The sequence below is a fragment of the Xanthobacter sp. NM-25 genome (assembly GCF_022138605.1).
Classification (GTDB): domain Bacteria; phylum Pseudomonadota; class Alphaproteobacteria; order Rhizobiales; family Xanthobacteraceae; genus Xanthobacter.
The window spans coordinates 987,788-1,012,051 of sequence record NZ_JACBFS010000001.1 but is presented as its reverse complement, the minus strand read 5'-3'; the positions used below and the strand labels follow the sequence as shown (position 1 = coordinate 1,012,051).

Sequence of the window (24,264 nt, the reverse complement as noted above, 5' to 3'; positions counted from 1 at the left end):
TCCTCGGGGCCGGGCATTCGCGGCCGCGTTCGCACGGCTGCCGTCAAGAGGTAGACGGCGCGGCCGGCGATGTCATCTGCGGCAAGCGGGGCCGCCGTGCCTTAGTGCTTGTCGCTGGAGAGTTTGTCGCTCCAGGCGAGCAGCAGGCTGGAGCCGACGAACACCACATGGATCACCACCAGCCAGGTCAGCGTGTCCTGGCTGTAGCCCTTCGGCAGGTTCATGAACGCCTTCAACAGCTGGATCGCGGAGATGGCGACGATGGACGCCAGGAGCTTCTGCTTGAGGCCGGTGAAGTCCACCCGTGTCATCCACTCCGGCCAGTCGGGGTGGCCGGCGGGATCGATCTTCGACACGAAATTCTCGTAGCCGGAGAAAATGACGATCAGCACCAGGTTGCCCGTCAAGGTGAGATCCACCAGGGCCAGGATGCCGAGGATGATGTCGCTCTCGGAGGCGGACACCGCATGGCCGATGAAATGCACCAGCTCGGCGCCGAACTTGAACAGCAGCACCAGCAGCGCCACCGCCAGCCCCAGATAGAAGGGGGCCATGATCCAGCGGCTGCGAAACAGGATTGATTCGATCAGCCGTTCGACCATGGTGTCGTTCCTTCGCCTCGTCCCGTGGGGCGGCCACGCCCCCGGCACGGCGCCGGGCGGGGCCAAATCCAGCAAGGGGTGCCACGGCCGTGAGCGTCGGGCAAGCGGTCAAAGCCCCGCAGGCCCCGCCCGGAGGGGCCCGCGGGTGGGGGGCCGCGCCAGGGCGGGCGCCTTGAGCGGGCGCGGGGCGCGGCCTAAACAGCCTGACCTGTCCCCAACCCAGCCGTTGGCCCCCGTGGCTGTCGGCGCAGCCCCCACAGGCCGATGCCGCACCCCGCTCCGGTTTCCGATCCTTCGTCCCGTCCCCTGGTGCTGCTCACCGGCGATGTGATGCCCACGGTCGTGGAGGCGCAGCTCGCGCCGCGCTGCCGCCTGCTGGGGCTCACCGCGCTCGACGCCGAAACGGCGCCCGCCGTGCGCGCCATCGCCACCCGTGGCGGGCAGAAGGTGGATGCCGCCTTGATGGCGCGGCTGCCGGCGCTGGAGATCGTCGCCAATTTCGGCGTCGGCTACGACACGGTCGATGCCGCCGCCGCCGCGCGCCAGGGGGTGATCGTCACCCATACGCCCGATGTGCTGAACGAGGAGGTGGCCGACCTCACCCTCGGGCTGCTGCTGGCCACCATCCGCCAGATTCCCCAGGCGGATGCCTTCGTGCGCGCCGGGCGCTGGCCGGCCGGGCCGTTCCCGCTGACCGGCACCCTACGGGGCCGCACCATCGGCATGGTGGGCATGGGCCGCATCGGGCGGGCCATCGCCCACCGCCTGGAGGGCTTCGGGGTGGCCATCGCCTATCACGCCCGGCACCCGCAGCCGGATCTGGCCTATGCCTATTACGCCGACCTCATGGCCATGGCCCGCGCGGTCGACACGCTGATCGTCATCGTGCCCGGGGGCGCGGCCACCCGCAACCTGATCAATGGGGAGGTGCTGGCCGCGCTCGGGGCCGATGGCATCGTGGTGAACGTGGCGCGCGGGTCGGTGGTGGACGAGGCGGCGCTGCTGGCGGCGCTCCTGGAGCGCCGGATCCGCGGCGCCGGGCTCGATGTGTTCGCGCGCGAGCCCCACGTTCCTGAAGCCTTCTTCGCCCTCGACAATGTGGTGCTGCTGCCGCACGTGGGTTCGGCCACCGGCTTCACCCGGCAGGCCATGGGCCAGCTGGTGGTGGACAATTTGCTGGCCTGGTTCGACGGGCGTGGACCGCTGACCCCGGTGCCCGAGACCCCCTGGCCCCGCGCGCCTGCGCCCATCGCCTGAGGCCCATTTCCCGTCCCGCCGCTGCGGTGGCACACTGCGTCGCCGCGCCGGGACTTGTCTCGAGGGCGCGGGCAGGATGGCGCCGGCTCGCCTCGGGCCCGCCGCCGATGAGGTCCGGAGATCAGACCATGTGCCGCCGCCGATGGACTGCAACCCTACTTCTGGTGGTGGCCGCCGGGGTCCCCTGGTGTCACGCCCAGGAGTTGAATTCGGCGGAACGGGCTGTGGCGCAAATGCAACAGCCCGATGAGGGGGCATCTGCGGTCCCCTCCGGGCCGTCGCGGGCCTCCGTGGAGGCGCTGGCGCGGGCCTACTGGCTCACCAGCGCCGACGGCGCGCGGCGCTGTGAGATCACCCTTTCCGCGTCTCCTACGGCGAGCGGCTTCGCGCTCGCACTGGACCGTGCGGCCTGTGCGCCCATCGCCTTCACCGGCCATTTGGTGGCCTGGGTTCCCGACGAGTCCGGGGCGATCCGTCTGGTGGATGCCAAAGGCCACGTGGTGGCGGAATTCACCGGGGCCTCGGAAGGGAGCTTCGAGGCGCTGCGGGAGGGCGACGGAGTCTATTTTCTCGGCCCACCGGTGGCCGCCCGGGCCGAGATCGCCGATCCCGCCGAGGTGGTGGGGGACTGGGTGCTGTGGCGCGAGGGCCCAGAGCCGGTGTGTCGCTGGCGCCTCACCGATCAGCCTGCGGCGGGAGGTGGTAGCCAGGTCTTGGTTGCGCCCGAGTGTGACGTATTTCTCGTGCGTTTCGCGCCCTCCAGCTGGCAGATCGTCGGCGGCAACGTCCTGGTGAAGGGTGCAACCGATGGTTCCACGATTCGCTTCGCCCGCGAGGAAGACGGCACCTGGGCGCGGATTCCGGAGCGCAGCCGGCCCTTGCACATGACCCGTCCGTGAGCCCGAAACCGGCGAGTTTTCTCGTGAAGAAGGATGCTTGCTTCAACTTGAGGGCGATGCGTTGCGAAATGGCAACATTGAAAATGAGGGTTTACAACGGTTTGTATAATTTTTAGGCAGGTTGTGCCTCATTTTTCTCAGTAGACTTGAAGCCCTCTCCCCCTTTTTATCGGTTCAAAGCTCTTCGGGGGTCACACTTATGAAAAAGATCGCTCTGGTTGCCGCGTCCATGCTCATCTCCGGCGCCGCTTCGGCTGCCGACCTGTCCTATCCCACCAAGGCCGCGGTCGAGCCGCCGGCTCCGGCGTGGGATGTCGCCTTCGGCACCAAGCTGACCACCGATTACGTGTTCCGCGGCATCACGCAGACCAACGGCAACGCGGCCGTGCAGGGCTATGCCGAGCTGCAGCTGTTCGACTGGGTCTATGCGGGCATCTGGGCGTCGAACGTCAGCTTCCTCTATGACGGTTCCGCCGAAATCGACCTGTACGGCGGCTTGCGTCACACCTGGGGTGGCCTGACCCTGGACCTCGGCTTCGTCTATTATGCGTATCCGGGCGGCACCAACCCGGTGACCCTGTGGGACGACACCGACTACAATTACTGGGAAATCTATTTCAAGCCGACCTACGCCTTCAATGACGTGGTCACGGTGGGCGCCAACCTCTACTACGGCGACAGCTATGCCGGCTCGGGCGCCGATGAGACCTACCTCTCCGGTACCCTGAAGCTCGACTTCAGCAAGTGGAGCGTGGTGAAGGACGTGGGCGTCTACGCCTCCGGTGAGCTCGGCTATCAGTGGCTCGGCACCACCACCAAGTTCTTCCCGAACTATGCCATGTCCGATTACACCACCTGGAACGTCGGCGTCGGCTTCACCTACAAGGCGATGACCCTCGACCTGCGCTACTACGACAGCGATCTCGACGGTGCCCAGTGCGCCCTCATCAGTGGCGCGTCGACCGCCTGCGGCGATCGCTACGTGGCCTCGCTCTCCTTCGACACCAGCCTCAACAAGCTGAAGTGATCTGAAGCACCACGACTGACAATCCGGCGCCGCGCTCCCGCGCGGCGCCTTTTTTGTGTTCTGCCGTCGGTGGCGGGCCCAATCGCGAGGCGGGGGCGTCGTCCACCCATGCACCCATCCTGTGCCCACCCATCCCGTGCCCACCCATCCCATGCCGCGTGCGAAACCCTGCCAGCGCTGTCGGTGTTACCCGCGGACGCTGCCCGCCGGCTGAGCGCGGCCCTCCGTCAGGCCTCTGCCTCAGGCCGGCACGGGGTGATCCCCTGGACGTTGCCGGGGGACGGGCGATAGCTGAGCGTGCTTGGGGCATGGCGGCCGTCGTCGCGGCCGGTCCGGGCCGGCCACGGCCTGGGAGTTTGGCCCGAGGCCCGTTCTCCGCGGCCGGCGGCTCAGATGAGGCGCAGGCCCTTGAGGCTGGCGTGGCCGTCCTTGCCGACGATGATGTGGTCGTGCACCTCGATGCCCAGGGGCTTGGCCACGTCGATGATCTTGCGGGTCATGTCGATGTCGGCCCGCGACGGTGTCGGGTCGCCGGAGGGGTGATTGTGGCACAGGATGAGGGCGGAGGCGGAGACCTCCAGCGCCCGCTTCACCACCTCGCGCGGGTAGACGGGGGCATGGTCCACGGTGCCGGTCTGCAGCACCTCGTCGGTGATCAGCTGGTTGCGCTTGTCGAGGAACAGCACCCGCACCTGCTCGCGATCGGCATAGGCCATGGCGGTGCGGCAATAATCGATGACGGCGCTCCATGAGGAGAGGGCCGGGCGCCGCTTCACCTGGCCCTTGGCCAGCCGCTGGGCGGCGGCTTCGGCCACCTTCAGCTCGGTGATGATGGCATCCTTCACCCCCGGCACCTCGGCGAGGCGCGGCACCGGCGCGGTGATCACCTCGGCGAACGAGCCGAACCGGTCCAGCAGGGCCTTGGCGAGGGGCTTCACATCGCGGCGCGGCACGGCGCGGAACAAGAGCAGTTCCAGCAACTCGTAATCGGCCAGGGCGGCCGCGCCCACCTCACGGAACCGCGCCCGCAGCCGGTCGCGATGGCCGTGGAAATGGGGAGCATCGTTGAGGCCGTCTTCAGGCTCGTCCGCCATGACGCCGTTTCCGCCGGTGGGCTGCCACAAGGCCGTCATCACCGCGCCACCCCCGGTCGGGGGCGCGGTGATGAGGCGAATCATTCCAAGGTCATTCCAGGTCCATGGTGCGCACTTTCGGCACGTTCGGCCATGGCTGAGCGTGCCGTTTTGCGGGTCATGGAATGTTGTAGGGCGGCTTGTGGTAGCCCTTCGGGCTGATGGTGAAGATCTCCACCCCGGTCTCGGTGACCCCGACCGCATGCTCGAACTGGGCGGACAGGGAGCGGTCGCGGGTGACGGCGGTCCAGCCGTCGGAGAGCACCTTCACGTGGGGGCGGCCGAGGTTGATCATCGGCTCCACGGTGAAGATCATGCCCGGCACCAGCTCCGGCCCCTGGCCGCGCTCGCCCACGTGGACGATGTTCGGCTCGTCATGGAACACCCGGCCCACGCCGTGGCCACAGAAGTCGCGCACCACGCTCATGTGCTGGGGCTCGACGAACTCCTGGATGGCGGCGCCGATATCGCCCACATGGCCGCCGGGCTTGATGGCGGCGATGCCGCGCATCATGGAGTCATAGGTGGCGTCCAGCAGCCGCTCGGCCCGGCGCGGAATGGCGCCGATGGCGAACATGCGGCTGGAATCGCCATACCAGCCGTCCAGCACGATGGTGACGTCGGCATTGACGATGTCGCCTTCCCGCAGGGGCCGGGAATTGGGCATGCCGTGGCACACCACGTGATTGATGGAGGTGCACACCGAGTAACGATAGCCGCGATACATCAGCGTCGCCGGATAGGCGCCGTGGTCCACGGCATAGTCATAGACCAGCTTGTCGACAGCGGCGGTGGTCACCCCGGGGCCGATCATCTCGGCGATGGCGTCGAGAATCTCCGCCGCCAGCCGGCCGGCGCGGCGCATGCCCTCGAAGCCCTCTGGCCCATACAGCTTGATATGTCCGGTCTTTCGCAGCGGCGCGTCCGCCGCTTCCACATAGCTCATGATGTCGCCTTCTGCCGGGCGCGCCCGTGGCGCCCCGATGTCTGTCTCCAGATTTAGGCCAACTTGCCGTCAACGCAAGCGCGGGCGCGGGCATGGAGCTCCCGCGTCAGCCGATCATCGGGATGTCACCAATCACCTGGATCCCTTCTGGCGATAGCGCACAGGTGAGGGCGATGGCCTCCACACCGGCCGCACGGGCGGCATCGAAGGCGAGGCCGTAGGCCGGATCGAGATCGCGCGCGAGGGCGATGCTGCGGGCCGAGCCGATCTGGCTGATATAGACCATCACCGCGCGCACCCCCGCGCGGGCCTGCGCCGCCAGTTCCACCAGATGCTTGGCGCCGCGGGCGGTGACACAATCGGGAAACTCCGCGGCGCCGGGCGCGCGCATGAGGTGCACGTTCTTCACCTCCACCAGGCAGAGGGGGCGATGGTCGGCTTCGAGCTGGATGTCGATGCGGCTGTTGACGCCGTATTTCACCTCGCGGCGCAGCCGGTCATAGCCGGCCAGGGCCGGCACCTGGCCGGCCGTGATGGCCTCCGCCACCAGGGCGTTGGGGTGCATGGTGTTGACCCCCACCAGCTCCGGGCCGCTGCCGAAATCCGCTTCCACCAGCTCCCAGCTATAGGCGAGCTTGCGGGCGGGGTTGGGGCTGAGCGACAGCCAGACGCGGCTGCCGGGGGCGGCAAGCCCGGTCATGGCGCCGGAATTGGCCACGTGCACGGTGGTTTCAGAGCCATCCTCCAGCACCACATCCGCCAGAAAGCGCTTGTAGCGGCGGACCAGCCGCGCGGGAACCAGTGGCGTGGGAAAGCGCATCAGGAGGCCGCCGTCGGGGCATCGCTGCGGCCCATCAGGCAGATCAGGGTCTGGGTGGCGGTCGCGCAATGGGTGCGCGCGCCGTCCGCCTCGGCATAGACATCCACCCGCGTGACAGTGAGCGTGCGGCCGGACCGGGTCACCTCGCCCACCGCCACCAGCCGCGCGCCGCGGCCGGGTGCCATGATGTTGATTTTGTACTCCACCGTCAGCACTGTGGAATCGGCAGGGAACAGGGTGAAGGCGGCATAGCCGCCGGCGGTATCGGCGATGGCGCCGATGGCGCCGCCGTGGAAGAAGCCGTGCTGCTGGGTGATGCTGTCCTGATAGGGCAGCACCACCTCGACCCGCCCGGGCTCCACCGCGCCCAGCGCCGCCCCCAGGGTGGCCATGAAGGGCTGGCGGGCGAAGCTCTCGCGCACGCGCGCTTCATAGGCGGGATCGCTGGGATCGAAGGGGAGGCTCATGGGGGCGTGTGTTTCTTCGGGCGTGTGTTTCTCGGGGGCGGGTGAGGCAGCATAGCCGGGAAGCGGTGCGCCCGCGAGCCGGTCAGGTGATGTCGGTGGCCTGGGCCGCCTGCCAGTGGGGCGAGCCGCGTGGCACCAGCAGGTTCAGGGCGCGCGGGGCGATGGCATAGCGCAGGGGCAGGCTCTCCCGGGTGACCTCGCCATCGGTGGCCACCCACGCCCGGTGGCGTCGCGCGTGGATGGTGACGCGCGGGGTGGAGAACAGGTGGATGCCGGGATTGTCGCGCCAGGCCCCCACCAGCACGTCGGCCCCGGCCTTGAGCCGGGCGAAGGCGCCGCGATCCTCCGCCACCAGCACCTCCAGCAGCCCACCGTCGAGGCGCGAGCGGTGCAGGCCTGGCGCGTCGAAGGCATTGACGGTCACCAGCGCCGCATAGGCTTCGATCGGCTGCCGGGCGCCCGCCAGCTCCACCTCCAGCGACATGCGGCCGGCGCGGAAGGCGGCCTTGCCCAGGGCGATGAGCCAGCCGAGCACCCGGCCGTGCCGCTCGCGCTCCTGCTCGCGGGCGAGGGCCATCTGGCTGAAGAAGCCGACCCCGGAGACGCCGTGGAACGGCCGCCCGTTGACCAGCCCCAGGTCCACCTTCATGGGCGCCGCCTGCGCCAGGGCGGCGAGGGCTCCGGCCAGATCGCGCGGGATGCCGATGTCATGGGCGAGCAGATTCATGGTGCCGAACGGCAGCACGCCGAGCACGGTATCGGAATTGGCGTAAGTGGCGGCGGCGAGGGACAAGGTGCCGTCGCCGGCGCCCACCACAACCGTGTCATAGCCATCGAGGGGCGCGCGGCGGATGAGGGCCGCCAGCTCGGCGCCGGCGGCGACCGCCACCTGAACGTCGAGATCGGCTCGCGTCAGGCTGGAGTCCACCTGCCGGCGAAGCGGCTCGGCGCCGAAGTCGGTGACACGGCCGGCTTTGGCATTGAGTACGACGAGCATTCGCCGCATCGTGGGCATCCTTGTTCGGCCGGCGCGGGAACTGTCGCGCCGCGCCATCTCACGTGAGGAAGGGTTTCATGTCCAGTCCATCGCCCGCGACGTCCAAGGTCGGCATCCTGCGTCTGCGCGCCGGGCTGTTGCTGCTTGTCGGTTTCGTGCTCCTGTGCGCCGTTGGCGGACATTTCGTGGCGCGGCAGTTCGGCCTGGGCTGGGGGTGGGTGATCCTCATCGCCGTCATCATCTGGGTGGGCGTGGGCATCACCCTCGCGCGGCTCGATGCGCGCATCTATTTCGCCGTGGCGGCGGCGGTCACCGCGCTGCTCGCCTATCTGGTCTATGATTTCTGCGCCTCGGCCCTGGAATGGCCGGCGACGATCTCGGCGATCCTCGCTTTGGCCGCGACGGCGCTGTTGGCCTTCACCTTCTATGATTTTCTGCGCCTGAAACAGGAGCTTCGGCGCTGGATCTACCGCCGCTGAGCGCGCGGCGCCTTGACTTTGGGCCGCACTCGTCTAGGTGGAGCCTCGCTTTGCGCGTGGCACGCCGGGATGGCGGTACGGTTTCTTGCAGGCGGTGATGTCTGAGGTGTCGGTCATCTGAGGGCGCTGGATGTAGCGCGGAGGTGGAGCGGGCGATGACGTCGAGCGGCCTGTACATGTACACGGGGCCGATCATCGCGCTGTTCTTCGCGCTGCTATATCTCTCCGCCTGGCTCTATCGCCGCGTCCGCCTCTACCTGCTGATCCTCGCGCTGGCCTTCTTCTGCTACACCGTGGCAGCGCTCACGCAGATGGCCCATGTGCCGGCCGATGCCGGGCTGAATGCGGTGCTCTCCGGGGCGGGCTATACCTTGTGCATCCTCCTGCTGGTGAAGGGCATCGAGGGGCGATTCGGTGAAACGCGGCGCGAGGTCTTCAGCCTCGCCATGGCCATCACCGTGATGCTGCTCACCGTCCATTTCTATTACGTCGACCGCAGCCTCATCTCCCGTATCTATGCGCAGAATTTCGGCTATGGGCTGATCTGCACGGTGGCGGCGCTGCGCCTGCGGTTCCACGGCCAGGTACGCACCCCCCTGGATCGCGCCTTCTTCTGGATCTTCCTGGCGTTCGGCCTGCAGTTCTTCGTGCGCACCGCGCTGACGGTGCCGCTGACCGGTGAGCTTGCCCAATATGAGCAACTGCTGCAGACCGGGGTGGAGCGGCGCCAGCTGCTGGAGGTGTTCCGCACCTCGCCCTTCTGGCAGGTGCTGAACTTCACCATCTTCATCAGCGGATTGCTGATCGGCCTCCTGCTGTTCGTGGCCGTGGCCCTCGATGTGATCGAGGATTTCCGCCAGGAAAGCAGTGTCGACCCGCTCACCGGCCTTCTCAACCGCCGCGGCTTTCAGCTGAAGGCGGAGCCGCTCTGGCGCGATGCCGCCATGCGGCCGCTGAGCCTTGTTTATTGCGACATCGACCACTTCAAGGCCATCAACGACAGCTTTGGTCATCCCGCCGGAGACGTGGTGCTGCACGGGGTCGGCGAGCTGCTCTCCGGCGAGCTGCGCCATTGGGACGTGGCGGCCCGGTTTGGGGGCGAGGAGTTCGTGCTGCTGCTGCCGCGCGCGTCCGGCGAGAGTGCGCTGGGCCTCGCGGAGCGCATCCGCACACTGCTGCAGGCGACCACGTTCGACGTTCTCGGCGATGGACGGAAGGTGACCGCGAGTTTCGGTGTGGCGGAGGCGGGCGCGACGGAAACTCTCGCCGAGGTGATCCATCGCGCCGACCTCATGGTCTATGAGGCCAAGAGGTCCGGCCGCAATCGCAGTCTTCTGGACCCGGACACCCCCGCGCCCTGAGCCGCGGCTCTAGAACACCTGCAGCAGTCGCACCGTGCCGCGGAAGTCTTCCGGGAAGCCGCCGGAGGTGTTGAAGTCGCGCTGTACCAGACCCAGCACCTGGAAGGTGGGGGTGATGAATTTCGACAGTTCCAGCCGCACCTGGTCGCGCTCGGTGGCGTTGCCGGTGGCGACGCCGCCCAGATATTCGGTGCCGCCCCAGAAGCGGGAGTAGCCCACCGCCGCCCGCCAGGTCTCGGCAAAGCCATAGGAGAACCAGGCCTGGACCTGGTAGGTGTTGTCCTGGTTCAGGGTCTGGGTTCCGTTGCCGGCGGATGTATTGTCCCCATACCAGATGACGTCGCCGGTGAGCTGCAGGGCAAAGCCCTGGCCGAGGCCCTGGTACCAGCCCGCCTGGAGATCCAGCTTCCAACGGTTTTCGCCCAGGTTGAGTGCCTCGCCGGAGGAATATTGGCCGAGCGGCACGAACAGGTAAGGCATGAGGCCCACATAGGTCTCGGTGGCTTTGTTGTTCACCACCCACACGGTGGTGGCGAGGATGGGATCGCCAAGGCCCGCTGCGGCATTGAGATCGGTGCCGGCGATGCGCCCGTTATAGAGGGTGCCGGCGGGCAGGAGCACCTGCGGCGCGATGAGGATGCCGCCGATGTCCATGTAATGGACGTAACGCAGAATATCGACGTAGGAATCAAGGCCGGTCTTGCTGGAAATCGTCTGGCCGGATGTGCTCACATATTCCGAGCGGGTGGCGTATTGGCTGTAGAAGACCAGAAGATTGGTGCCGGCCAGCGCCGGCAGATAGTCGGTGGAATTCACGTCGGCGCCGTGGGCGCTGCCGAGCATCAGGGGCAGGGCGCACAGGCCCGCCGCCAGCGCGCGCTGGATGGTGGTGGTCATGTTTCCTCCGGGACTCTTTTGATTTTGAGTTTTGTCCGATAGCCCCCTCCCGCCCGGGAATACGGCGGCAGGGGGCGGCCCGAGGCCGGAGGGTCGCGTGCTCCAGTCTCGGCGAGGGTGCAGCTCAGCCGCGCAGCCGCGCGAGATGGTGCAGCACGGCTTCCGGTTCCGCCCCCACCGGGATCTCGGCGAAGTAGAACTGGCCCGCGGCCAGCGGCGCCAGTTCCGCGCCGTCCCACAGCGTGTTGCTCACGTCGAGGCCGAGGGCGAGATCGCCGTGGGCGTCGCTGTCGGTCGGGCGCGGGGCGATGAGGGTGTCGAAATCCCCCGTGGCGGCGCCCGCCCCGCCGCGCAGGGCGAGGCCCCAGCGGTAGTGGCGGGCCACGTTCACCAGTGGCCGATAGCCGGCGTGGTCGGCGGCGGGCGTATCGGCGCCCTCTTCCAGCAGCAGGCCGCCGATGGGCAAAGCGGAGACGGCGCGCATGAGGTCGGCCATATACATGGCGGCGTCCTCCACCATGTCCGCGTCCACGTCGATGCCGTCGCGGCCGGCCATCTGCGCCGCCTCGGTGAGCCAGCGGCGGGGGGCAGGCGCCGCCAGCACCAGGGGCGTCTGGCCGCGCAGGCTTGCGGCCACCGCCTCCACCACCTCGGCCAGGAGCCTGCGCGGGCCCTCCTCCTCCAGCATACGCTTCAGGGGAAAGGCGGCGCGCTTCTTCGATCCCATCTCCGCCGTGAGCGCCGGGTGGCGCGTGGCCCAGGAGCGGTAGAGATCGCCCACGTCGACCTCCCCCACATCGGGGCGCAGCAGGCCGTGGGCCTGGTTGAAGAAGGCGAGATAGCCGGCGGCGCTTTCCCAGGGGTCGCCGGCGGCGCCCAGCAGAAGCCGCCGGGCATAGCCCGACGACTTCAGCCACACGCGGATGCCGGGCACACCGGATGGCCGGGGCAGGTCATCGGCGAGGCGGGGGCTCATTGCTTCTCGCCTCCCATGCCGCCCAGCGCCGCCAGCCGCACTTCCAGCTCGGCGATACGCACATCCTTGGGATGGGCCATGTAATTGGGCCGGGGCGTGGCGGCGTCGCGCGTTGTCTCGGGTGAACCCATGTAGAGCACCGACACGTCATCGCCCCAGGCGCCGAAATACTGGAGGTGGGACGGCGGGGTCGGCTTGCTCCAGCTCTTCACGAACTCCGAATAAGGCGTGGAGCGGGCGATGCGGGCCTTGCGCTCGGCGGCGCGGGCCTCGGCGGTGGCGGTCTCATCGATGGCGAGGGTCACGGGATCGAACACCACCTTGTAGAGTCGCGCCGCCACCTCCGGCGACATCAGCCCGTCCTCGATGTCCTTGATGACGCTCGTGGGGTCGCGCTCCAGAAGGTCGCCATAGCCGGCGCCGGCCCCCTGGGAAATCATGAACAATTCACCGCGCTTGGAGATCTCGAAGCCCATGCCCATGTGGTGGGTGGTGTAGCTCGCCCCCTCGAACGGCTGCTCGTTCATGATCTCCTCGATGGAGTGCTTGAACTTCTCCGGCGTGTTCATGAGCACGTCGTAGACGTCCACGCCCTGAACCTTGGAGAGCGGATAGGTGCCGCAGGCATAGCCGCCGAACAGGCCCTGCAGCGGGGGGATCTTGGCGCCCTGTGCGGTGGTCATGAAGCCCCACTGCTCGCTGTCCTTGGTGGCCACCATCATGGTGTAGCCCTGGCCGCCGCGATACTTGCCGGGGGCGATGGCATCGCGCGTCATCTTCTTGGACACGAGCTGCAAGAAGGGCACTTCCTCTTCGTTCAGCTCCTGCTCGCCGATGTCGGCCATGGTGGCGAAGATGGGCGCCAGCGCATGCTCGCCGTCCCGATCGATGGTGGCGCCGGCGCCCATGCCGTTCAAATCGGCGCAGAGATTGCCCAGCGTCTCGCCATGCTGGGAGACGCCGCCCCAGATGAAGGTGTTGATCATGTTGAAGGTGGGCGCATGCACCTTCGTGAACTTCTCCGGGCACGAGTAGAGGAACTTCGCCACCGCGTGCTGGCCCGCCGTGAAGCCCGTGAAGATGGACATCAGCGACTGAGAATTGGGCGCGTCATAGGAGCAGTTGACGATGGAATGGGGGTCGGTGATGACCTCGATGGGCGCGAACGCCGCCTGGCCGCGCGGCAGGTCCGGCCACACATAGCACAGGAACACCTGGGCCAGCATGCCCTTGAGGCCGGCGACGATGGTGTTGGTGGCGCGATTGGTGAATTCGGGCGCCGAACCGCGGAAATCGAAGATCAGCCGGTCACCGGTCTTGGTGAGCTTGCAGTTGATCTTGACCACGCAATTCTCGCGCAGGGTCGAATCCTGGATGATGTAGGTGCGCACCGTCATGTCCGGCCATTGGGAAATGCGGCGCTTCACCTCGGCCCGCACGTTCTCCATGGTCAGGCGCAGGGTGGAGATGAGGGCGTCGGCGCCATCGGTCTTCAGCGTCTCTTCCAGCCGCTGCTTGATGCGCAGGCAGGCGAACAGCTTCACCTTCATGTCTTCATACTGCAGCTTCGGCTCACGCACCGAATTCTGCAGGAAGGTGAGAATGTCGCGCTTGATCTGGTAGTTTTCGACCACCTTGAACGGGCTCATCTTGAGGCCTTCGTCCGAGGGGCTCTCGGCCATGGAGGGCATGCCGCCCGGCTCGATGGCGCCGTTCTCGCCCTCGTGCACGGTGGAGGCCACCCAGCACACCAGCCGGCCCTCGTGGAAGATGGGCAGGATCATGGACTGGTCGGTGTTGTGCACGTTGCCGTAACGGCTGTCGTTATGGATGAAGCCATCACCCTCGCGCACGCCGACGGTGGGATCGTTCATCCAGTTCTTGATGATGAACTTGATGGGGTGGTGCACGAGCGCGGAGAAGATCAGCACGCCGCCGGCGGACGCAATGGCCAGGTCGCCGGACGCCGAATAGACGCCGGTGATGACATCGCCCCACTTGGCGCCGGGGGCGGCGCCCATCTGCTCCACCATCTCATAGCCTTCGTCACAGCCCGACTGGATGCGATCGCGGATCTTGGCGATGGTGTGGGCGTCGCAGGAGGTGGCGATGGCCGCTTCCTCATCCGCCGAGCGCGGCATGAGATCATGGTTCTGCATGATCTCGGGATCGGGGCCGAGGAACAAGGTGGTGTCGTTCAGGAACTTCTGAATGAGGGCCACGTCTTCGCTGCTGGGCAGCTTGCCGCGACCGGTATTGCTCATGTCGTTCATGGGGTGTCCTCCCGGACCATATTGGTGGCTTCTCGCGCCAGGGCGCGTGTCCCCCCCGCCGTGGCGGGGGGGAGGGCATCAGTGGGTGGTGTCCGGCGTCTTGGCGCGCAGGAACCAGGAGGCGCCCTGCTTGGCGGCGACGAAGGTCCAGCCCGGATTGACCAGGAAGGTGGTCACCTCCGAGGCGACGATGGCCGGCCCCTCGATGGCGACGCCGGGGGCGATGGCGGCGCGGCTCCACACCGGGGTTTCCACCGGCCCGTCCTGGCCGACGAAGTGGCACACGCGGACCGAGGCGGGGGCGGGCGGTGCCTTGCGCTCCGCTTCCGGCACCGGCTTGATGTCGTCGAACTGCACCGTCTCGTGGTGCACATAAGCGGCGACGCGGATGGTGTTGATGCGGATGCCCGCTTCCGGCGCCTGCGACCCCTCGCCGAAGCGCTTGCCGTAGTCGTTCGAGAACTGGGAGATGATGGCCAGCACGTCACCCGCCCCATGCACCTCGTGCTTGCCGATCACCGCCGTGGTCTGCACCAGCTGGTTGCCGTAGCGCATGTCCAGTTCGAGGTTGTGGCGGATGTCCGCCAGCGGCACGCCCTGGCGCAGCAGGTCCTGGGTGCCGCGCTCCTTCAGATCGGCGACGATGGCGTTAAAGCGGTCATAGTCGTCGAACAGGGCCCGGGTGTTGCTGTCATACAGCACCATGTAGAGCGACTGCTCGTGGATATGGAGCTGGTGCATGTTGCCCGCGCCCACCGCCGAGAAGACGGAGGAGAGCGGCGGGGCGAGGATGCGGTCGATATTGAGGTTCTGGGCGATGCCGCAGCAGTGCAGCGGGCCGTTGCCGCCATAGGCGAGCATGGTGAAGTCCTTGGGGTCGTAGCCCCGGGCCCGCAGCTCGGTGAAGAGCCCGTTGGCCATGTTGTCGTCCACCTTCTCGCGGATCAGCAGGGCCGCTTCGATCACCGAGCAGTCGAGGTCATCGCACAGCGCATCCTCGATGGCCGCCTTGGCGCGGCGCGGGTTGAGCGGGATGGAGCCGCCCGCATAATTTTCCGCATCGAGATAGCCGAGCAGCAGATCGGCGTCGGTCACCGTGGGCCGCATGCCGCCGCGGTCGTAGCAGGCCGGTCCCGGATCGGAGCCGGCGCTTTCCGGGCCGCACTTCACGGTCTTGTACATGCGGTCGTAGGAGGCGATGGAGCCGCCGCCGGCGCCCAGCGTCACCAGATGCACCATGGGCACCGAGACCAGCCAGCGGTCGATGACCGGGTTGAAGTCGTAATGCTTCACCCCGCCTTCCACCACGATGCCGATGTCGTAGCTGGTGCCGCCCATGTCGGTGGCCACCACATTGCCGAGGCCGGTGAGCATGGCGAGATGCTCGGAGGCGCCGATGCCGGAGACCGGGCCGGAATGGATGGTCTGCAGCGCATCGGTGGAATTGAGCTGCGCCATGCCGCCGGAATTGTGGATCACCAGCATGGGCTTCTCGTAACGATGGGCCCGCAGGTTCTGCTCCAGCGCCGAGAGGGCGTGATACATGGTGGAGTGCAGGTAGCCGTCGACGATGGCCGAGGTCGCCCGCACATATTCGCCTTTGCGCCCCGCCACCTGGTGGGAGAGGATGACCGGAATGGCGCCGAGCAGGTGCGAGGGATATTCCTCCAGCAGGATCTCCTCGATGCGCTGCTCGTGGGCCGGGTTCACCACCGCATTCACCAGCGCCACCACGATGATCTGCGCGCCGCGGTTCACCAGCTCGCGGATCTGGGTGCGCACGTCCTCTTCGTCCAGCGGCATGACAAGCTTGCCCTGGAAATCCACCCGCTCGCGGATGCCGCGGATCATGTGGGCTTCCACCAGCGGGTCGGGCCGCTGGGCGTTGGGCATGTCCTGCTGGCCGAGATTGTCCAGCCCCTCGCCATAGCCGCGGGCGCGGCTGAGCGGCACCGTGGCCTCATAGCCGGCGGTCACCAGCATGCCGATCTTGGGGCCCTTGTGTTCGATGAGGGCGTTGGTGCCCAGCGTGGTGGCGTAGCGCACGCTGTCCACCGCGCCGAGGATCTCTTCCAGCTCGAGGCCCAGCACGCCGCAGGCCTTGCCCAGCGCCTCGTTGAAGCCCATGGCGAGGTTGTGGTGGGTGGTGAGGGCCTTGGCCTCGATATATTGCTTGTCCCAAACCACGAAGCAGTCGGTGAAGGTGCCGCCGATGTCCACGGAAACGCGTTTCATGTGTCCTCCCTGAGGCGTGTGGCGCCGGGCGTTGGTGTCTCGGGCGCCGTTGTCGGTGCTGCGGGCCGCGCGGGCGCTCAAGGGCGCGTGTCCCGGCACCCGCGCGGTTGGCGTCAGTGGCTGTGGCCGTCGTCGCGGGTCACCGCCGGGCCGGCATAGGGCGCGGCCGCCTCACCGCGGGCGGCCCACTGGGCCTTCAGGGCGTCGAGGTCCACGTCCATGTCGTGCAGGGGCGGATGGCCGGGAATGGCGTATTCGGTCTCCACCTGGGTGCCGCAGTGGGGGCAGCAGAATTCCAGGATGCGCACCCATTCCGGATCCGGGCTGAAGGTGAAGCGATACTTCTGCGGATCGATGATGGGCGGGTGGATCTCGGTGGGGTCGCGATTATAGACGAGGAGGCCTTCCTTGTAGTTCCCGCGGGCCGAGGCGATCTCATGGTCGCACACCCGGCATTCCCACTTTTCCGACTGCGTATCGATGCGCAGATATTCGGTCATGGCGATTTTCATGTTTTTCAATCCTCCCGGCTCAGCAGGATGTCGCCTGCGTCGCTGATGACGAACTGCCAGCCCTGGGGGACGCGGCAGGTGAAATAGTCTTCTTCCAGGATGGCGGGGCCGGCGGCGAAGTCGCCGGCGGCAAGGTCCGCGAGGCGATAGACCGGCACGTCCATGCGGCCTTGCTCGCGCACCAGCACGTTGCGCTTGCCATGGGCGGTAGCGGGGGCCTTGCGGGCAAAGCTGGCCGCGGTTTCCGCCGCCGAGCGCAGCGCCTTCACCGCCTTCAGTTCGAGATCGAGGCTGCGCGCCGCCGCGAAGGCGGCGGGCACCACCGGCTGGTCGCCCAGCGGCAAGGCTTCCGTGCGGCCTTCACCGAAATCGGCGACCAGGCGGGCCTCCACCGTGTAGGTGCCTTCGGCGCAGCCTTCCGCGAACATGTCGCGGGCGGCCTTCACCTTCAGCGTGCGCAGCGTCTCCTCCAGCGCCGCCGGATCGGCAAGGCTCACCTGGTAGCGCTGGGAGATGTCGCAGGCGCCGATGCCATAGGCGGAGAACACGGCGGCCATCTGCGGGATGGCGACGCGGCGGATGCCGGCCTTGTCGGCGACCCCGCAGGCATTGAGCGGGCCGGCGCCGCCAAAGGCGAGCATGACCGTGTCCGGGCTGATGTGGGTGAAGCGGTGCAGCTCCGCCGCAATCTTCTCCTCATAGGCGAATTCCATGCGCATCAGCGCCTCGTCGAGGCTGATGCCCAGCGGCGTGGCGATGTTGGCGGTCACCGCCGCCGCCGCGCGGTCCACATCGAGCCCCATGCCGCCACCGAAATAGGAGGTGGGATCGAACAGGCCGCTGAGCAGGCTCGCGTCGGTGATGGTCGCCTGCTGGCCGCCACGGCCGAAGCAGGCCGGCCCCGGCACCGCGCCCACGCTCTCCGGGCCGATGACGATGCGCCCTTCCACCGCCTTGAAGATGGAGGAGCCGCCGGCGCCGGCGCTGAGGATCTCGCACAGGGGGAAGGAGACGGAGATGCCTTCCACATGGCCGCGCCGCACCTCGGCCACCGTGCCATCCTTGTACTGGCCGATGTCGGTGGTGGTGCCGCCCACGTCGATGGAGACGCTGTCGGTGAAGCCGTAGCGGCGGGAGAAGGCCTTCACCCCTTCCATGCCGCCCCGGGGGCCGGAGGAGTAGGTCTTGATGGCGATGGTCTTGGCAACGCGGGAAGCGTCCCCGTCATTGCGGAAGATGAGCAGCGGATTCTTGGTGCGATAGGCCCGCAGCCGGTTTTCGGCGTTGAAGAGAAAGGCCTCCATGGACGGGTGGAGGAAGGAGTTGATGAGGGCGGTCCAGGTGCGGCGCTCGCCATCGGCATCGGTGGTGATGTCGGAGCCGTAGAGGATCGGCACCGCGCCCAGCAGGTGGCGGGGATATTTGCGCAGGGCGACGAGGCGGAAGCGATCCTCCAGTGCCTGGAAATCGGCGCCGGCGAAGCTCACCACCAGGCGGTTGGCGCCGGCGGCGGTGAGCGCGTTGATGGCCTTCACCACGTCCACGTCGGCGTTCTCGCCGGTGACGGCGGCGGCATCGAGGAACACGATGCGATCGCCCACCAGGGCCTCGAACACGTCCGCGTCATGGGCGGCGAGCCGGCTCGGCAGATCATGGGCGGCGGCATCGAGGATGAGGCCGAGACGCGGCCCCTTGCGCTCGCAGATGGCGTTGGTGCCCTGGGTGGTGGAATAGCGGATGAGGTCCACTTCCTCGAGCAGCCGCTTCACATCCGGGGCGCCATAGAGCACGCCGGAGGCTTTGGTGAGACCCTCGAAGAAGCATTTGCTCAAATCATAGGGAGTGGTGAGCACCTTGGTCTTCTTCACCGCGTCATCCGCCATGATGCAGATGTCGGTGAGGGTGCCGCCATTATCGATATTGATCTGCAGGGCCATGCGAGAACAGTCCTCCCTTTTCTTTTCCATGCCCGCCGGATGTCTGCCCCGCCCCTTCGGGCACCCGGTCGGCGCGCGGCCGGGCTGGAGCATGTGAAACGGATTGCAGGGGGACGATCGCAAGCGATGTGCCAAGTGACGGCGCCCAGCGCAAAACGAATATTTTCAAGGAATCCGCATCGACTGAAAAAGATTCGCTCTGTGGCGCCTCATTTCAGGCGACGTCTTTGCGAATACACGTTCGGATTTCGGTCGGCATGCTGCGACGCAGGCGAGAGAGTGTTGCGATGCAAAACGTATGAAGGCAAAAAAGAACGCCGCAGACCAAGGCCTGCGGCGTGGAGGAGGTCTTTCGGGGGAGTCGAAAGCCGTTGGGATTTTTGCAAAAGCCGTGCCGATTGCGTGAGGCCTATACTGTAGTGGGATTTTTCTATCGTTTAAAATTGAAAGTGTTGGCCAGTTCGGCGGATGAGTCCGAAAGACTGGCGGAATTTTCTAAGCCGAGGTGCGCCGCACTTCGTCCACGGCGCCTTCCAGGCCATAGCGGCGCAGCTTGGCGTAGACGGTGCTCTTGGCGATGCCGAGGCCGCGGGCCACCGCGGTGACATTGCCCCGATGCGCCTGCATGGCCCGCACCAGCGCCACCCGCTCGGCGGCTTCCATGCCGGTAAGGCCGCTCACGGTCGGCGTCGGGCCTGTGGCATCGTCCGCTGGCGCAACGATGCCGTCGCCGGCCGTCCAGATTTCGTCCGGCACGTCCGCTTCGGTCAGCACGCTGCCTTCGGTGGTCAGAAGCATGCTCTCGATCACGTTGCGCAGCTCCCGCACATTGCCGGGCCAGCCATAGGCGGCGAACAGGTCCAGTACCCGGGGCGACAGGGGCAGCGCCGGCACCCCCTGGCGGCGGGCCAGCTCCGCCACCAGGTGGCGGGCGATGAGGGGAATATCCTCGGCCCGTTCGCGCAGCGGCGGAATGGTGATGGAGGTGACCGCCACCCGGTAGAACAGATCCATGCGGAACCGGCCGGCGCGCACCTCCTGCCGCAGGTCGCGGTTGGTGGCGGCGACAAGGCGGAAGTTCACCTTGCGCGGCCGGGTCTCGCCGATGCGGTAGACCTCGCCGGATTCCAGCACCCTGAGGAAATGGGGCTGCAGGTCCTTCGGCATCTCACCGATCTCGTCGAGGAACAAGGTGCCGCCGTCGGCCGCCTCGATCTTGCCGGTCATGCCGCCGCGCCGGGCGCCGGTGAAGGCGCCTTCCGCATAGCCGAACAGCTCGCTGGAGAGCAGCTCGCGGGAAAGGCCGCCGCAGTTCAGGGCCACGAACGGACCCTCGGGGGTGGTGCTGGCGGCGTGCAGGCTCTGGGCGAACACATCCTTGCCGACGCCGGTCTCGCCCAGCAGCAGCACCGGAGCGCGGCTTTTGGCCAGCTGGCGGGCGCGGGCGATGGACTGGCGCAGGGCCGGCGCATCACCCACGAGGCGCGAGAAGGCGGCGGTCTGCGTGGCCGGCGGCGGCTCGGGGGTGGCGCGGGCGATGGGGGCGGGCGCACGGCGGATGGGCAGGGAGAGCACCGCACCCAGCCGTTCGCCGTCCACCTCCACCGGTTCCAGCCATTCCCGGCGGACCCAGGCCGGCAGCTCGCGGGGCAGGCTGTCGCCCTTGCGCCAGTGGAAGCGCAGGGCGCCGACATCGTCGGGCGCCGGCAGGTCGGGGTGGCGACGGCGCAGCTCCATCAGCGCATCGGTGGCGGTGGCATTGGTCTTCACCGCCCGGCCGTGGCGATCGAACACGATGACCCCATCGGTGGTGCCGGCGCCGAGGCGGTCCATGCAGCGTTCCAGCAGGCGGAAGCGCGCATCCATCTCGATCTGCGCCAGCCGGTTCTCGATGCGGCCGGCGGTGGCCACCACCAGCGCCAGGCTGTGCCGGTTGAATGTGTCGGAGAGGCCGGAGACGTCCACCACGCCGAGGATGGTGCCATCGAACGGGTCGCGGATCACGTCGGCGGAGCAGGACCAGCGCTTGATACCGGAACAGAAATGCTCGGCGGAATGGATCTGCACCGGCTGGCCCACCTCGATGGCGGTGCCGATGGCATTGGTGCCGCAGGTCATTTCGCTCCAAGTGGCGCCGGACAACAGGTGGATGTTCTCCGCCGCGTCGCGCAGGCGGGAATCCCCTTCGAGGTTGAGGATGACCCCGGCCTCGTTGGTCAGCACCATCACCGTGCCGGTTTCCGAGAGCAGCTCGCGGGCCGAGGCCATCACCGGGGCGCTGGCTTCCAGGAGGTCGCTGCAGTCGTCCCGCAGGGAGAACAGGGAATCCTCCCGCATGGGCGGCGGCGCCTGATCGCGGCGGGGATCCACGCTGCCGCTCGCGCAGCGGCGCCAGGAATCGTCCACCAGGCGGCGCAGCGCGTCGGAGCCCGGCTCGTTGCCGTGCAGGAAGCGCTCCCACGAGGCCATGATCTTCTCGTCATTCTCGGGGACCGAGAATTTCTGTCCGGGCCTTGAGAAAGGCATGCGGTCGTCCTCCCCTTCACCGGGCCGGCTGGGCCGACCGAGCCTTTCCCCGGACAGATCTGACGTCTGGCTCTGCGGGCAGGCGGCGGTGATGTTGTTTCGGCATCGCAGGGCGCGGCCGCACGGTTCCAAGCATGCGTTCCCAGGCCGCGGCGCTGGCGATGACATGGCCCGCCGCCGTTGGGACGTGCGTGCCATGCTGAAGAGCGCACTGTAGCATCGTTCGTGCCAATAGGCGCGGTGGTGCAGCGCGCCGCCTGCGGCCGGGTCCCTGCGGCCGGGTCGCGGTGTGCGGGGAGGTAACTTTCTGCTGGTGTGGTCGGCGCCACGGGCGGGGCCGTTCGATTTTCGGTCGATCGGGCGGCTGAAAATCGAACGGATCAGGCCGACTGTGAGGCGCATGGTCTATGGCTGCGACGCTGGCATGGCGGTTGCTGCGGCAAGCCAACCTCAGAACACACAAGATCCGGAGGAACGCCATGGACCATGACGTCGATGCGGCTGGCCCGCAGGTGCAGATGCCGCTCGCATCGGAAGGCGACGGCCGCATTCCCGTGCTGCTGCTCACCGGCTTTCTCGGCGCCGGCAAGACCACCTTGCTGAACCACCTGGTCCGCCAGCCCGCATTCGCGGGCACGGCGCTTCTCATCAATGAGTTCGGCAGTATCGGTATTGATCATCACCTGGTGCAGCACCTGGGGGAGACCATGGTGCTGCTCGAGTCCGGCTGTGTCTGCTGCGCCGTGCGCGGCGATCTCGTGGCGGCGCTGCGCGATCTGCACGATCGGCTGGCGCGCCGGCAGATTCCAGATGTGCGCCGGGTGGTGATCGAAACCACCGGCCTTGCCGATCCGGTGCCGGTGGTGTGGACCTTGATGCAGGAGCGCTTTGTCAGCACCCGCTTCCGCTGCGATGGGGTGGTGACGGTGGTGGACGCCGGCCGGGGCGCGGCCCAGCTCGACACCCATGAGGAAGCGCGCCGGCAGGTGGCCCTGGCCGATCGGCTGGTGATCTCCAAAGCCGACTGTGCGGATCGCTCCACTCGCGAGGCGTTGGATGCGCGGCTGGCGGCGCTGAACCCCAGCGCCCTCCGGGTGGAAGCCTGCCATGGGGTGCTCGACGCCACGCTGCTGGCCGGCGCCGGCGTCTATGCGGTGCCGCCCGGCGGGGCGGCGCTCGCCCAGTGGCTGGGGGGCGATGATCCGCAACAGGACGCGCCCGTGGCGCGCCACGGCGCCCATGTTTCCAGCTTCAGCATGACATTCGATCGGCCGCTGCCCTGGCGGGGGTTCGCGGTGGCCCTGGGTGAGATCCTGGCCAGCTATGGTGCTGCGCTGCTGCGGGTGAAGGGGGTCATGAACATTGCCGGCCTTGCCGGGCCGGTGGTGGTGCAGGCGGTGGGAGAGGTGGCCTATGCCCCGGTGCGCCTGCCGCGCTGGCCCAGCCATCGCGGGCGCTTCGACATGCGCGGCCGGCTGGTGGTCATCGCCGAGGGGCTGGCGCAGGCGCAGGAGGACGACATGCGCGCCCGCCTGGCCGATCTGCCCACCGATGCCGCCGCCCTGCGGCAGGCGGCGCGCCTGCCGCTTTTGCCCACCCGCTGCTGGCTGAGCGCGCGCATGCCGGGGGCTGGCGGAACGATGGAAACGGAGGGCTGGCAGATTTCTGCCTTTCGGCCCGGCCGGGGCGCGGTGCGGGCCTGAGCAAAAAAAAAGTCAGCCTGACGACCTGCGGGGGAAGGTCGTCAGGCTGAACGCGACCCGGGAGGACCGGACGAACTCGCGTGACACCTTCATCCTACGAAAGTGGTCGCGCCGACATCCCCAAAATGGTGGATGCGCGGTCGTTTTCGCGACGGTCTGCCGGCATTGCTGGGGCGGCGGGCGGAGACTGCGGCTGCAGGGGACTTGAGTTTGCCGCTGGCGCGGCTATATCGGTCAAACATTCATAGTCATGAATGAATGGAGTGACGGCTCGCGCACCATTCATTCCCCCGGGCCAGGCTGCTGGCCGGCCTCCAGGATGGCGTGTTCATGTCCCCTTCCGCTCCGTTGCGCCCCGAGGTGACGGGCTTCTTCGATCCCGACACCAACACCATCAGTTATGTGGTGAAGGATCCGGCCTCGTCCGCCTGCGCCGTCATCGACAGTGTGCTCGATCTCGATTACGCGGCCGGCCGCCTCGCCACCTCCTCCGCTGACCGCATCATCGCCTTCGTGCGCGGCCATGGCCTGACCGTGGAATGGCTGATCGAAACGCACGTGCACGCCGATCACCTCTCCGCCGCGCCCTATCTCCAGCGGGAACTGGGTGGCAGGATCGGCATTGGTGCGCAGATCACCGTGGTGCAGGACACCTTCGGCAAGGTGTTCAACGAGGGCACCGAGTTCCGCCGCGACGGCAGCCAGTTCGACCATCTGTTCGAGGACGGGGACCGCTACACCATCGGACGGCTCGAGGGCCAGGCGCTGCATACGCCCGGCCACACCCCCGCCTGCATGACCCATGTGATCGGCGACGCGGCCTTTGTGGGCGACACCCTGTTCATGCCCGATGGCGGCACCGCGCGGGCGGATTTCCCGGGTGGCGACGCCCATGTGCTCTATCGCTCCATCCAGAAGGTGCTGTCGCTGCCCGACGAGACCCGGCTCTTCATGTGCCACGATTACGCGCCCGGCGGGCGGGAGGTGCGCTATGAGACCACGGTGGCGGAGGAGCGCGCGCACAACATCCACGTGCACGAAGGGGTGAGCGAGGCGGCGTTCGTCGCTTTGCGCACCGCCCGCGATGCCACGCTCGGCATGCCGCGGCTGATCCTGCCCTCGCTCCAGGTGAACATGAAGGCCGGCCAGCTGCCGGAGCCGGAAGCCAATGGCAAGCGCTTCCTCAAGGTTCCCCTCGATACCCTCTGACCGCGCAG

General features: G+C 67.6%; 20 protein-coding genes. 7 read left to right on the top strand and 13 right to left on the bottom strand.

Going from position 1 to position 24,264, the window contains the following annotated elements; genetic code table 11:
- Positions 1–101: 101 nt before the first annotated feature.
- Positions 102–602, bottom strand: coding sequence for a TIGR00645 family protein (locus MEU52_RS04600; protein ID WP_238119784.1), 501 nt, complete (start codon positions 600–602; stop codon positions 102–104).
- Between the two features lie 264 nt (positions 603–866).
- Here MEU52_RS04600 and MEU52_RS04595 point away from each other — a divergent pair, with 264 nt between their 5' ends.
- From MEU52_RS04595 to MEU52_RS04585, 3 genes are all read left to right on the top strand, one after another.
- Positions 867–1,859, top strand: a complete 993-nt coding sequence (locus MEU52_RS04595) for a 2-hydroxyacid dehydrogenase (protein ID WP_238119785.1) — start codon at positions 867–869, stop codon at positions 1,857–1,859.
- 233 nt (positions 1,860–2,092) lie between these two features.
- A complete protein-coding gene (locus MEU52_RS04590; RefSeq protein WP_238119786.1) occupies positions 2,093–2,758 on the top strand; it encodes a protease inhibitor Inh/omp19 family protein in 666 nt (221 codons plus the stop codon).
- Positions 2,759–2,957: 199 nt separating this feature from the next.
- Positions 2,958–3,785: a TorF family putative porin gene (locus MEU52_RS04585; protein ID WP_238119787.1), complete on the top strand. Its 828-nt coding sequence runs from the start codon at positions 2,958–2,960 to the stop codon at positions 3,783–3,785.
- Positions 3,786–4,174: 389 nt separating this feature from the next.
- Here the strand turns inward: MEU52_RS04585 and radC are convergent, their stop codons facing one another.
- The 5 genes from radC to MEU52_RS04560 all read right to left on the bottom strand — a co-directional run bounded on the left by radC (position 4,175) and on the right by MEU52_RS04560 (position 8,148).
- Positions 4,175–4,879, bottom strand: a complete 705-nt coding sequence (radC, locus tag MEU52_RS04580) for a RadC family protein (protein WP_238120286.1) — start codon at positions 4,877–4,879, stop codon at positions 4,175–4,177.
- 157 nt (positions 4,880–5,036) lie between these two features.
- Entirely contained in the window at positions 5,037–5,864 is an 828-nt protein-coding gene (map, locus tag MEU52_RS04575) for a type I methionyl aminopeptidase (protein ID WP_238119788.1), read from the bottom strand.
- A gap of 106 nt (positions 5,865–5,970) precedes the next feature.
- Positions 5,971–6,684, bottom strand: a complete 714-nt coding sequence (gene sfsA, locus MEU52_RS04570; RefSeq protein WP_238119789.1) for a DNA/RNA nuclease SfsA — start codon at positions 6,682–6,684, stop codon at positions 5,971–5,973.
- On the bottom strand, positions 6,684–7,151 hold the full coding sequence (locus tag MEU52_RS04565; protein ID WP_238119790.1) for a PaaI family thioesterase: 468 nt from the start codon (positions 7,149–7,151) through the stop codon (positions 6,684–6,686). The genes sfsA and MEU52_RS04565 overlap by 1 nt, the downstream gene beginning before the upstream one ends.
- A gap of 82 nt (positions 7,152–7,233) precedes the next feature.
- Entirely contained in the window at positions 7,234–8,148 is a 915-nt protein-coding gene (locus tag MEU52_RS04560) for a diacylglycerol/lipid kinase family protein (RefSeq protein ID WP_238119791.1), read from the bottom strand.
- Positions 8,149–8,225: 77 nt separating this feature from the next.
- Here MEU52_RS04560 and MEU52_RS04555 point away from each other — a divergent pair, with 77 nt between their 5' ends.
- Together MEU52_RS04555 and MEU52_RS04550 are read left to right on the top strand one after the other, a co-directional pair.
- Positions 8,226–8,627, top strand: coding sequence for a hypothetical protein (locus tag MEU52_RS04555; RefSeq protein WP_238119792.1), 402 nt, complete (start codon positions 8,226–8,228; stop codon positions 8,625–8,627).
- A 155-nt stretch (positions 8,628–8,782) separates the two neighbouring features.
- Entirely contained in the window at positions 8,783–9,988 is a 1,206-nt protein-coding gene (locus MEU52_RS04550) for a GGDEF domain-containing protein (protein WP_238119793.1), read from the top strand.
- Positions 9,989–9,997: 9 nt separating this feature from the next.
- Here MEU52_RS04550 and MEU52_RS04545 read toward each other — a convergent pair whose 3' ends face one another.
- The 7 genes from MEU52_RS04545 to MEU52_RS04515 all read right to left on the bottom strand — a co-directional run bounded on the left by MEU52_RS04545 (position 9,998) and on the right by MEU52_RS04515 (position 21,344).
- Positions 9,998–10,885 carry a transporter gene (locus MEU52_RS04545; RefSeq protein WP_238119794.1) on the bottom strand — a complete coding sequence of 296 codons (888 nt, stop codon included), beginning with the start codon at positions 10,883–10,885 and terminating at the stop codon, positions 9,998–10,000.
- A 124-nt stretch (positions 10,886–11,009) separates the two neighbouring features.
- The gene (locus MEU52_RS04540; RefSeq protein ID WP_238119795.1) at positions 11,010–11,861 is read right to left on the bottom strand and encodes a hypothetical protein; all 852 of its coding nucleotides are present in this window, start codon (positions 11,859–11,861) and stop codon (positions 11,010–11,012) included.
- On the bottom strand, positions 11,858–14,134 hold the full coding sequence (locus MEU52_RS04535) for a hydantoinase B/oxoprolinase family protein (protein WP_238119796.1): 2,277 nt from the start codon (positions 14,132–14,134) through the stop codon (positions 11,858–11,860). The genes MEU52_RS04540 and MEU52_RS04535 overlap by 4 nt, the downstream gene beginning before the upstream one ends.
- A 78-nt stretch (positions 14,135–14,212) precedes the next feature.
- Positions 14,213–16,369, bottom strand: a complete 2,157-nt coding sequence (locus tag MEU52_RS04530; RefSeq protein ID WP_238119797.1) for a hydantoinase/oxoprolinase family protein — start codon at positions 16,367–16,369, stop codon at positions 14,213–14,215.
- Positions 16,370–16,482: 113 nt separating this feature from the next.
- On the bottom strand, positions 16,483–16,881 hold the full coding sequence (locus MEU52_RS04525; RefSeq protein WP_238119798.1) for an acetone carboxylase subunit gamma: 399 nt from the start codon (positions 16,879–16,881) through the stop codon (positions 16,483–16,485).
- Positions 16,882–16,886: 5 nt separating this feature from the next.
- Positions 16,887–18,818, bottom strand: a complete 1,932-nt coding sequence (locus MEU52_RS04520; protein WP_238119799.1) for a hydantoinase/oxoprolinase family protein — start codon at positions 18,816–18,818, stop codon at positions 16,887–16,889.
- 495 nt (positions 18,819–19,313) lie between these two features.
- Complete coding sequence (locus tag MEU52_RS04515) at positions 19,314–21,344, bottom strand: sigma-54-dependent Fis family transcriptional regulator (RefSeq protein WP_238119800.1); 2,031 nt, start codon at positions 21,342–21,344, stop codon at positions 19,314–19,316.
- 479 nt (positions 21,345–21,823) lie between these two features.
- On the opposite strand from MEU52_RS04515, the gene MEU52_RS04510 reads away from it, so the two are divergent.
- The gene (locus tag MEU52_RS04510) at positions 21,824–23,047 is read left to right on the top strand and encodes a CobW family GTP-binding protein (protein ID WP_238119801.1); all 1,224 of its coding nucleotides are present in this window, start codon (positions 21,824–21,826) and stop codon (positions 23,045–23,047) included.
- A gap of 330 nt (positions 23,048–23,377) precedes the next feature.
- Positions 23,378–24,256, top strand: a complete 879-nt coding sequence (locus tag MEU52_RS04505) for an MBL fold metallo-hydrolase (RefSeq protein ID WP_238119802.1) — start codon at positions 23,378–23,380, stop codon at positions 24,254–24,256.
- Positions 24,257–24,264 lie beyond the last annotated feature (8 nt).